We start from the raw sequence: 6,083 nt of genomic DNA, 5'->3' as shown, positions 1-6,083 counted from the left end.
AAGGAATTATATAATTTGAGCGCCGGTAATCCCCTGATTTTACCAGAGGTGGAACAGTTATGGCGGGATTGTACGGCAGATTTATTAGCTAGTCCTGAATATGGTGAGGTTGTTTGTCGTTACGGTTCAAGTCAAGGTTATTCACCATTAATTGACGCAATTGTCAAGGACTTTAACCAGCGTTATGGGTTAAGTTTAACTGACCGGAATATTTTAATTACTGCGGGTAGTCAAACTATCTATTTTTATGCTGCTAATGCTTTCGGTGGTTATACTCAAGATGGTAATTTAAAGGAAATTGTCCTGCCTTTAAGTCCAGATTATACTGGTTATGGTGGTGTTTGTTTGTTCCCAGAAGCTTTAGTCGCTTATAAGCCTACTTTGGATATTGATAGGGACGCACACCGTTTTAAATATCGTCCTGATTTTAACCAACTTTCCATTACAGAAAATACTGGTTGTGTGATATTTTCTCGTCCTTGTAATCCTACTGGTAATGTTTTAACTAATGATGAAGTGAATAAAATCACTAACTTAGCTGAACCTCATCATGTTCCTGTATTAATTGATTCTGCTTACGCACCTCCGTTCCCAGCGTTGAATTTTACAGACATGACTCCCGTATTTGGGAAGAATATCCTCCACTGTATGAGTTTATCAAAGGCGGGATTACCTGGAGAACGGATTGGGGTGGCTATTGGTCATGAAAAGCTAATTCAGGTCTTAGAATGTTTCCAAACTAATGTGGGAATTCATTCTTCTCGATATGGTCAAGCGATCGCCGCTCGCGCCATAGAATCAGGTACACTAGCAAATATTGCGGAAAATGTGATTCGTCCTTTCTATCAGCAAAAGTTTGATGTGTTAGAAAGTACATTAGCATCGGCAATGCCAAAAAATTTACCCTGGTTCTTACATCGTGGTGAAGGAGCAATTTTTGGGTGGTTGTGGTTGCAGGATTTACCCATGACTGATTGGGAATTTTACCAGGAATTAAAGAAAGTTGGTGTGATTGTTGTTCCTGGTAGTAGTTTCTTCCCCGGTTTAAAAGAGGAATGGGAACACAAACACCAATGTCTGAGAATTAGTTTGACTGGTAGTGATGAGGAGATTATTATCGGTATGCAGCGTTTAGCTAAGGTTGCTGAACGGGTTTATCAAGTTGCGGCTATAAGTGTGTAAGAGAAATGAACCACGAAGACGCAAAGAACACGAAGAAAATATTGCAGGGAAGCAGGAAGCAGCCAGCAGGGGTAAAAGCTGAAAAATCTGCTCTTCCTGGTGCTGTGAGGGCTGAGAAACCCCGTTCTCAACCAATTCCTAATCTTGATGATTGGTTAGAAATTGGTAAAATTGTCGCACCTCAAGGTTTAAATGGGGAGTTGCGAGTTTATCCTGATACTGATTTTCCCGAACGTTTTGAAGAACCAGGAAAACGCTGGTTATTACGTCCAGGGGAAACGGAACTTCAGCCTGTAGAATTATTAAGTGGACGCTATATTGAGAGTAAAAATCTCTATGTGATTAGATTAAAAGGAGTAAGCGATCGCTCTCAAGCTGAAAATATGCGTGACTGTCGGTTCTTTGTGCCTATAAGCGATCGCCCTAAATTGGCAGCGGGTGAGTTTCATGTGATAGACTTGCTAGGATTGCAGGTTTTTATGCAATCTTCTGGGGAGTTGGTGGGAACACTGGTGGATATATTACCTTCAGGTCATGATTTATTAGAAGTAAAATTAGATTCTGCTTTTGCTGAGGATAAAGCCGGAAAAACAGTTTTAATTCCCTTTGTCATGGAAATTGTCCCTGTTGTGGATTTGCAAAATCGTCGCGTCGAAATTACTCCTCCTCCTGGTTTGTTATCAATTAATGATTAGTTAAACTGTGTCACATAAGTGGTTTAATAACTCTTTGTATTTGCAATTACTACCTGCCTATATTTACTTACAATCAGATGAATTTGCTGTTAAAATCCTTCACCCCAATCTGGGACGTATCCCATAATTTCTATATTGCCAATAATCTCCCAAAATCCGGTCGTGATCAAAACACAAATCACCAGGAACACACCAAGGCTCGAAAATACCCACACCCTTAGCATCATCACCCGCTAAAGGTTGACCTGTAGCTGTTGCTAAAAATACAATACTAATTGTATGCTGACGGGAATCACGATGGGGATCAGAATAAACTAATAATTGTTGAATTAACTCTACTTTTAACCCTATTTCTTCCTCTGCTTCTCTAATTGCGGCTTTTTCCACAGTTTCACCATAATCCACAAAACCACCGGGTAGCGCCCACCCTAAAGGTTCATTATGTCTTTCAATGAGAATAATAGGGCGATGAGGTCTATCAATTAACTCAATAATGATATCAACAGTGGGTGCAGGGTTTCTGTAAGTCATTGAACAGGGGACAGGTGACAGGTTACACGGTAGAGAAATATTCTTTTACAACGGACAAGGGACAACGGACAACTAACATCCGTTCACCTGCTTCACTTAGTTATATAACAATTATAACGATCATTGTGATTCATCTTCTTATTTCTTCACAAATCACAACATTCAAGACTAACCATGCCATGATAAATTCGATGCGTAACTGATAAACGATTACCCTTTCCTATATTTCAGGTTAAATATGCCTTTTCCTAGATCCAGTGGTATTCTACTACATCCTAGTTCTTTCCCCAGTCGTTTTGGTATTGGGGATTTAGGACTGGAAGCCTATCACTTTATTGATTTTCTTAAAAATAGTCACCAGCAATATTGGCAAGTTTTACCTCTAGGTCCGACTGGTTACGGTAATTCTCCCTATATGTGCTATTCTGCCATGGCGGGAAATTACTTTTTAATTAGTCCCGAAAAGTTGCTAGAGGAGGGCTTATTAACTACAGCCGATTTAGCTGATTTGCCAGATTTTCCAGCAGATTATGTAGATTTTCAGGAAGTTATCCCGGTTAAGGTTAATTTACTCATTAAAGCTTGTGAAGACTTTAAAACTAAGGCAACTTTAACTCAAAAACAAGCTTTTACCAAGTTTTGTACTGATAAAGGCTATTGGTTAAATAATTACGCTCTGTTTATGGCTGTTAAAGATGCCCAAAATGGTGCAGGCTGGCATAATTGGGAGCAGGAATTGGCAAAGCGTGAACCAGCGGCTTTAGCTGCGATAGAACAAGAATTAGCGGCAGAAATTTTTTATTATAAGTTTGTCCAATATGAGTTTTTCCGTCAATGGTCAGAACTGAAAAACTATGCTAATGAAAATGGTGTAGAAATTATTGGTGATATCCCCATTTACGTAGCCCATGATAGCGCTGATGTCTGGGCTAATCCTGAGATATTTGCTCTAGACGAGGAAACAGGAGCAGCAGCTTTAATGGCGGGAGTTCCACCGGACTATTTTAGCGCCACTGGTCAATTATGGGGAAATCCGGTTTATAATTGGGAAGAATTACAAAAACAAGACTTTAAATGGTGGGTACTGCGTTTTGAGGCCATGCTGGATTATGTAGATATCATTCGCATTGATCATTTCCGGGGTTTTGAGGCTTATTGGGCTGTACCCCAAGGAGAAACAACAGCTATGAATGGTGAATGGATTAAAGCACCTGGTGTGGCTTTATTTGAAACTATTAGAAAGCAGTTAGGTAAGTTACCTGTTCTCGCGGAGGATTTGGGGATTATCACCCCAGAAGTGGAAGCACTACGAGATCAATTTGAGTTTCCAGGAATGAAGGTATTACAGTTTGCTTTTGGTTCTGATCCCGGAAATCCCTTTTTACCCTTTAACTACAATCGTAATGCTGTAGTTTATACTGGCACTCATGATAATGATACAACTGTGGGCTGGTTTAATGTTGCAAATGATTACGAAAAGCAAAATTTATTGTTGTATTTGGGTTGTATTAGTCCTGACGGCATAAACTGGGATTTAATTAGATTAGCTTTGAGTTCTATCGCTAATCAGGCGATTATACCTTTACAGGATGTATTAGGTTTGGGAACTGATGCAAGAATGAATTTTCCAAGTACAGCGGAGGGAAATTGGCAATGGCGTTATCAAGCAGGTGTATTAACTCAAGAATTAAGCGATCGCTTAAAAACTCTCACCCTCCGTTGTGGACGCGCCCCTAGACAATCCTAAGTTACTTAAATAATTTTGGGCTAATAAACCAGAAAAAAACTGATGTTTTCGCTATTTTGTCCTGGTTTGACTGAATAGACGAAAACGCCAAATTTTTGATCAAACCACCCTTGATTGAGATCCAGCCAAAAGCCAAAATAAGCCAAAATTGAACGATGATTTCCGGTTAGTTTGGCCGAGCAGCGATCTTGATTTCCTCGGTTTTGCCAATTTCCCCCATTTCTTTAGCCTTCTGCCGATTCACGCTCATTAACACCCCACCAGCATTATCGGTTTTTACTATCAGTTGCTGACTAGCTTTCCAAGTACGACTAGCACCCTGTGGTAAAACTCCTTCAAAAGCCGTTTTACCATCTGTCACCACACTAATCCATGAGGAGGCTTTTAAGGTAACACCAACTTGTACAGACTGATCCTGTTCACTACTGGGCTGTTTATTAGAAGATGTTTCTTGTTGTGTTGATGGCTGTGCTGTCTTTGATTGAATTTGGCGATTATTGGACTGCAATGTAGCATTATTTAATAAATGAGATAAACTGTTAACAGAGCAAAAAACCAAAACAATGTAAAACAGGTAAAGATGTATAGGACGGAATTGAGCAATGTTTTGGTTTTTCCAAGTGGATTTAAAAGCCACTGGTTGATAACCAATCGGGAAATGACTGGCAAATTCCCCCCCCTTAATTCCTAAAGCATCTGCAAACTGCCTAATTAAACCTTGAATATAAATTGGTTCTGGTAGGTCGCTTAAATTACCTTCTTCAATGGCTTGCAAAAGTCGTCGAGGAATTCTGGTGAAGAGGACTAACTCATCAAGAGTTAAATTCTTTTCCTGACGTAGGGAAGCCAGTTGAGAGCCAAGCTGTATCAACTTTTCACTTTGATGTTGCTTGATAGAAGGTTTGATTGGCTGTTCATCCTTCTTTCTGAACCATTTCATGTTTTTGCTTTACTCCTTAACTTGTGCTTTGTCTTTATGGGTGTGCGATTTATCTGCTTGCTTAAAAAAATCATCTCATCTTGAGTTAAATGACGATATTCACCAACTTGCAAAAATGGTGTTATTGCCGTCTTTAGTTGAATTGAACCTATGGCCGTCCGATGTAGCTTGATAACTGGATATCCCAACTGTTCGGCTACACGACGAATTTGCCGATTTCTTCCCTCCTGTAAAACAATTTCTAAACAGCTTTGGTTAATATAAGTTTCAATTAAACGCACCCGGGCTGGTCTGGTGATTTTTCCTTCCAGAATTACACCCTGACTCCACCTCTGAATAACTGCTGCGGGGGGATGTCCTTGGACAGTAACACGATAGCTCTTAGAAATACTATGACTAGGATGGGTAAGTCCATAAGTTAATTCCCCATCATTTGTCAGGATTAACGCTCCTGTAGAGTCTACATCCAAACGACCAACGGGGTGAATACCCAATCCCTCCCTTAATTCTGAGGGTAGCAGATCCAGGACAGTTGGTCTTCCTTGGGGGTCATGGCAAGTAGATACAAATCCGGCTGGTTTATGCAGCAATAAATAGATCAAAGATGGACGTTGTTCTGTCAGGACTGGTATATCATCAATCAAGATTTTGTCCCGTTGGGGATCAACTTTTTGACCTAAATGTGCCAATATACCATTAACACGCACCCTTGATTGTTTAATCATTTCTTCACTTTCACGACGGGAGGCAATGCCCCATTGGGCTAAAATTTTTTGTAATCGTTCCTCCATGTTTTAATTGTCACTTTTTTCTCTCATTGAATACTATTATACTACTGATTTTTTAACTTTTTTGTTATATTACAGTTAAGAATTATTTAAGATACTTATAGCACTTATGCAAGTGTCACACTAAAAATCTATTGTAGACGGTAGTTATGCACCTTGCTAATGTGCCAGTTGCGTAAGTCCTGACTTAATAGCTAAAC

6 protein-coding genes are annotated in these 6,083 nt (G+C 39.7%); 3 read left to right on the top strand and 3 right to left on the bottom strand.

Annotation, left to right across the window (positions count from 1 at the left end):
- Positions 1–1,182, top strand: a 1,182-nt coding sequence (locus ACIR310F_RS21550; RefSeq protein WP_231387388.1) for a valine--pyruvate transaminase, incomplete at its 5' end; no start/stop codon positions are given.
- A gap of 5 nt (positions 1,183–1,187) precedes the next feature.
- On the top strand, positions 1,188–1,877 hold the full coding sequence (rimM, locus tag ACIR310F_RS0104570) for a ribosome maturation factor RimM (protein ID WP_028082803.1): 690 nt from the start codon (positions 1,188–1,190) through the stop codon (positions 1,875–1,877).
- Positions 1,878–1,976: 99 nt separating this feature from the next.
- On the opposite strand, the gene ACIR310F_RS0104565 is transcribed toward rimM, so the two are convergent.
- On the bottom strand, positions 1,977–2,408 hold the full coding sequence (locus ACIR310F_RS0104565; protein WP_028082802.1) for an NUDIX domain-containing protein: 432 nt from the start codon (positions 2,406–2,408) through the stop codon (positions 1,977–1,979).
- Between the two features lie 238 nt (positions 2,409–2,646).
- On the opposite strand from ACIR310F_RS0104565, the gene malQ reads away from it, so the two are divergent.
- A complete protein-coding gene (gene malQ, locus ACIR310F_RS0104560) occupies positions 2,647–4,155 on the top strand; it encodes a 4-alpha-glucanotransferase (RefSeq protein ID WP_028082801.1) in 1,509 nt (502 codons plus the stop codon).
- A gap of 166 nt (positions 4,156–4,321) precedes the next feature.
- On the opposite strand, the gene ACIR310F_RS0104555 is transcribed toward malQ, so the two are convergent.
- The gene (locus tag ACIR310F_RS0104555; protein WP_028082800.1) at positions 4,322–5,095 is read right to left on the bottom strand and encodes a helix-turn-helix domain-containing protein; all 774 of its coding nucleotides are present in this window, start codon (positions 5,093–5,095) and stop codon (positions 4,322–4,324) included.
- Positions 5,092–5,886: a pseudouridine synthase gene (locus ACIR310F_RS0104550; protein WP_028082799.1), complete on the bottom strand. Its 795-nt coding sequence runs from the start codon at positions 5,884–5,886 to the stop codon at positions 5,092–5,094. Before ACIR310F_RS0104550 ends, ACIR310F_RS0104555 begins: the two co-directional genes overlap by 4 nt.
- Positions 5,887–6,083: the final 197 nt, after the last annotated feature.

The sequence above is a fragment of the Dolichospermum circinale AWQC310F genome (genome assembly GCF_000426925.1).
Lineage (GTDB): Bacteria > Cyanobacteriota > Cyanobacteriia > Cyanobacteriales > Nostocaceae > Dolichospermum > Dolichospermum circinale.
This window is presented reverse-complemented; position numbering and strand designations above follow the sequence as displayed.